This is a genomic window from Aneurinibacillus sp. UBA3580, assembly GCF_002375825.1.
GTDB lineage: Bacteria > Bacillota > Bacilli > Aneurinibacillales > Aneurinibacillaceae > Aneurinibacillus > Aneurinibacillus danicus.
In genome coordinates this window covers 1-4566 of record NZ_DFMZ01000083.1, presented here as the reverse complement: position 1 = coordinate 4566, position 4566 = coordinate 1, and the positions used below count along the sequence as shown (strand labels likewise).

Genomic DNA, 4566 nt, shown 5'->3' with positions numbered 1-4566 from the left:
TTTCCTCTTTCTCTCCTTCTTTCCTCACAATTTTCACAGAAAAAGGTGGAATTTATATGTTTGTAGATAGTGTACGAGTATACGTGAAAGGCGGCGACGGAGGAAATGGGATGGTTGCCTTCCGCAGGGAAAAATACGTGGCAGCCGGAGGTCCTGCCGGCGGTGACGGCGGCCGTGGTGGGAATGTGGTGTTTGTGGTGGATGAAGGTTTGCGTACGCTCGTCGATTTCCGCTATAAGCGCCACTTCAAGGCAGCGCGCGGCGAGAACGGCCGGACGAAGGGACAACACGGTGCAGGAGCGGAAGATTTAGTCGTACGGGTTCCTCCGGGGACGACCGTAATTGATGATGATACGCAGCAGGTTATTGCCGATCTGGTAGTGAACGGACAGCGCGCGGTTATCGCAAGAGGCGGCCGTGGCGGCCGCGGTAACATTCGGTTTGCGACACCGGCCAATCCGGCACCGGAGATTGCGGAGAATGGCGAGCCGGGTCAGGAGCGTTACGTACGTCTGGAACTGAAAGTACTGGCGGACGTCGGCCTGGTGGGATTCCCGAGCGTCGGAAAATCGACTCTGCTTTCCGTCGTCTCGGCAGCCCGTCCGAAAATCGCCGAATATCATTTTACGACGATAACGCCGAATCTGGGCGTAGTAGATGTAGACGAAGAACGGAGTTTCGTTATGGCAGATCTGCCCGGATTGATTGAAGGGGCACATGAAGGTGTAGGTCTGGGCCATCAATTTCTGCGGCATGTGGAGCGGACACGCGTCATCATCCATGTGATTGACATGGCCGGTTCTGAAGGGCGTGATCCGTATGATGATTATGTACAGATTAATGAAGAATTGAAGCTGTACAATAAGAAGCTGGAGGAACGTCCCCAGGTGGTTGCGGCGAACAAGATGGACATTCCCGGTGCGGAGGAAAATCTGGCTGAGTTCCGTAAAAAGGTTGGAGAAGACGTGCCGGTTTTTCCAATTTCCGCGGCAACAAAGCAGGGCGTAAGGGAACTTTTGTATAAAGTAGCGGAAATGCTCGAAGAAATTCCGGATGTGCCGCTGGTAGAAGATGTGGCCGACGAGGAGACGACCGTATTGTATAAGGCGGAGCCGGAAGAGGATGCGTTCACGGTACGCCGTGAGAACGAAACCTTCGTTGTCGAAGGCGAGAAGCTGGAGAAGCTTGTTAAGATGACAAACTTGAACAGTCACGACTCTATTCAGCGTTTTGCGCGCATCATGCGGAGCATGGGCGTGGACGATGCCCTGCGTAAAAAAGGGGCCGAGAACGGCGACATCGTACGCATCGGCAAGTTCGAGTTCGAGTTTGTGGACTAGAGCTTTTCTTGCTTCGAATCACGAAAGAATGTCGATTGTAGCCTAATTGTTTGACCCGCCGACCGCCAGCAGCATCGGACATGCCTTCCGCGAATACCGTAATGCCTCTGAATAGGAAATGGACATGGACATAAATTAGGAGCAAAGCGAGCCACCCGGATTGATCGGGAGGCTCGTTTTATTTATATAAACACGAAAGATTTCCTGAATATCTTCAGTAGTATAAGATGAATACGGAAACGGGAAATACAAGTTTGCTCCGGAGCGTCCGTTTCATGGGAGGTTGCACAATGGATGAAGATCAAGAATGGGTGGCCCAGGTACTTAGCGGGAGCAAAGACGCCTACGCCCACCTGGTAAATAAATATAAAACCCGAGTCTACGGACTTCTTATAGGGATGGGCGCATCGCCGCAGGATGCGCAGGATTTGGCTCAGGAAAGTTTCATTAAAGCGTATCGTTATCTGGCAAGCTATAATCCGGAGAAGCAATTCTCCTCATGGCTCTACAAGATTGCGGCCAATAGCTACCTCGATGTCTGGCGCAAACAGAAGCGCGAGAGGATGGATGCACAGGAAGAAGAGTATGTCGACTGGACAAGCCCCGAACAGGTCTACCTGCACAAAGAGCGGGCGCATGAACTTAGGGCTCATATCGCACGGCTGCCGGAAAAATATCGGCTCGTACTCGTACTGCGATACATCGATGATTTAAGCTATAAAGAGATTGCGGAAGTGCTTGAACTTCCGCTGCCGACGGTACAGACGCACCTGCATCGGGCAAAGAAGAAACTGCGTGCCGCACTGCAGTACACAAAGACGGGAGGGGACCTGAATGAAATGTACGGAATATGAACAAATGAGCCGTCATGTCGAGGGCGAGACCGCAGGGCGGGAGAAGATGGCAATGGATACGCATCTATTGAATTGCCCGGCGTGCCGCAACCTGTATGAAGAGTGTCAGGCAGAGAGAGAAGCATTAAGAGCCGCGTTACGTGCGCCCGCGCTTCCCGGATCATTTACTGAGGATATTATGGCACAGCTGAAACCGCACGCTGTGGTGCCAGAGGAACCACAAGCGCCGGAGCCGGTGCGGAAGGCTGGAAAAAGAAAATGGAAGAGATGGGCATATGCCGCGGCGGGAACATTGCTTGCGGTCTCGGTGGCCGCGTCCGTCTCCCCGTCTTTTGCCTCTTACTTGACGCAATCCATCTTCAACCGCAATAATCAGATGATTGACCTGGGCCTGCAAATGGCGGGCGAGAAGGGATTTGTCCAGCAGGGGAATTATTACGTGACCGACAACGGAATAACGCTTCGGGTACTGGATGTGGTGGCGGACCCGACGCGCATCGCGCTTTCCTATGTACTTGAAAAAGAAGGCGGCGGCCATCTTGATCCTGATTTTGATCCGAGGTTTAGAGAAGAGGCAGGGAACCGTGTCTACCTTACTGATACAAAAGGCAATAAATTGGCAGACATGTCAAGCTGGGGACGCAATGATCCGTATGGAATCATCGGTTTTCAACTGGAGAACAACATTCCGGAAAAAGCCGTCGTACATTTTGAGCTTTCGCGCGTAGGGGGATTCGCGGGCATTGGAGCCAAAGAAGGACGGTGGGAGCTGCAGGTTCCCGTAGACATGAAGAAAGGGCTGGAGGCTACGCGCAGCACGGCGGTTAATCTGCAGCATACAACCGGGCAGGGAGTAAGTATTAACATTAAGACCCTGCTGTTCGCTCCTACCAAAAGCCAGTTGGAATTTGAGACAAGCATAACAGGAAGCGCAAAGAAAAAACTGCAGGAATTGGTTGAACGCGAAAACCGGCTCGGGATTGCGGAAGAAGGAGCCGATGCTTACAGGGATTACACCTATGGCATTAGTTATCGTCTGCTTGATGAAAAGGGACGCGTGGTTGCGGGAAAATCGGGTCCGGTTCTGCCATCGGGCGAGCGGGAGAGGAACCCGATTGATTCATCGGGAGTGCATAAACCGTTCGGCCGCACGGTATGGAAGGACGGATTTGTACCGCTCGGAGAAGCGAAACGGTTGACATTCGTGCTAGATGCGGTCGATATGGAAGAACCTTCAGATTTTTCCCTTTCCTTTACTCCTGATAATCTGAAGAAAAGTCCTGTCACAGGACAATATCAGGGCAGTACGATTAAAATAAAGAGTTTCGTCGTAAAGCGGGACTGGGATATAAAGAAGCGCCCGCCGTTCTTTGAAGATGAGTCGCATGCGATTATTGAACTGGAGGGTGTCCATCCCCAAAATACCGGCACATTCACCCATTGGGTGGTTACCGACGAGAACGGCAGGACGTATAAAGCGATGGTATCAGGGGGCGAGGAAGATCCGGATGCATCGGGCAATCGCAAGTTCACAAGTACGCTGCGAGTCTATGGCTTGAAACACGAACCGAAGAAGTTAACCCTGTCACTAACCCGCATTATGAAGCGGCATACGGATGTGGATTGGAAGGTCGACATCCCGGTTTCAAGGTAAAGAAGCAGAGGGTCCGATATGGACTCTCTGTTTTTCTTATGGGATAGGAAAGTATATTTTGCTTTACAGTGATAAAGTGAAATATACTTTCCCTCCATTCGTAAGCGAGAAAAAACATTTTAAAAATAAACGAATATCTCTTGTATAATAAAAAGAAACGAAGTATAATGTCCACTATACATAAACATTTGTTTTTTCCGGGAGGACGTATGAAAAAACAAGAGGAGCTGTTCTACTTAATTCGGGCCGATATTTTGCCAGAATCCATCAGCAAAACGATCGAGGCCAAGAAGCTGCTCGACTCCGGGGAGGTAGAGACGGTGAACGAAGCAGTGGAGAGGGTGGGACTCAGCCGAAGCGCCTATTATAAATACAAGGACAGCATCTTTCCGTTTAATTCCATGACGCGCGAAGTTATCATTACCGTATCGCTCAATCTTGAGCATCGGGCGGGCATTCTGTCCCAGGTATTGAAATTCGTGGCGGAGCGGGGCGGAAATATTTTAACCATTAACCAGACGATTCCGCTGCAGGGCATGGCGAATGTAGCTCTGTCGATTGATACGGGGCAGTTGAGCCTGTCTACAACCGACTTTCTTGATGAGCTAAACGCGCTTGAGGGCGTGAAACGGGCAGTTATCGTCGGCAGAGGGTAATATACAATCGTTCGTTTGTTTTATTTATGAACAAAAAATGACCATGGCGTTTCCGCCGCAAC

Annotated in this window: 4 protein-coding genes; all 4 read left to right on the top strand. The window is 50.8% G+C overall.

The features are described from left to right. Positions 1-56: 56 nt before the first annotated feature. Positions 57-1340 carry a GTPase ObgE gene (obgE, locus tag B2899_RS12475; RefSeq protein WP_146808347.1) on the top strand — a complete coding sequence of 428 codons (1284 nt, stop codon included), beginning with the start codon at positions 57-59 and terminating at the stop codon, positions 1338-1340. Positions 1341-1630: 290 nt separating this feature from the next. Then, positions 1631-2194, top strand: a complete 564-nt coding sequence (locus B2899_RS12470) for an RNA polymerase sigma factor (protein ID WP_146808348.1) — start codon at positions 1631-1633, stop codon at positions 2192-2194. Beyond that, a complete protein-coding gene (locus tag B2899_RS12465) occupies positions 2175-3848 on the top strand; it encodes a DUF4179 domain-containing protein (protein ID WP_146808355.1) in 1674 nt (557 codons plus the stop codon). Before B2899_RS12470 ends, B2899_RS12465 begins: the two co-directional genes overlap by 20 nt. 209 nt (positions 3849-4057) lie before the next feature. Then, complete coding sequence (locus tag B2899_RS12460) at positions 4058-4504, top strand: ACT domain-containing protein (protein ID WP_146808349.1); 447 nt, start codon at positions 4058-4060, stop codon at positions 4502-4504. Positions 4505-4566: the final 62 nt, after the last annotated feature.

Bases quoted from the DNA above. Each gene is read 5' to 3' on its own strand.
- obgE (WP_146808347.1), top strand. From the start codon at position 57: ATGTTTGTAGATAGTGTACGAGTATACGTGAAAGGCGGCGACGGAGGA.
- B2899_RS12470 (WP_146808348.1), top strand. From the start codon at position 1,631: ATGGATGAAGATCAAGAATGGGTGGCCCAGGTACTTAGCGGGAGCAAA.
- B2899_RS12465 (WP_146808355.1), top strand. From the start codon at position 2,175: ATGAAATGTACGGAATATGAACAAATGAGCCGTCATGTCGAGGGCGAG.
- B2899_RS12460 (WP_146808349.1), top strand. From the start codon at position 4,058: ATGAAAAAACAAGAGGAGCTGTTCTACTTAATTCGGGCCGATATTTTG.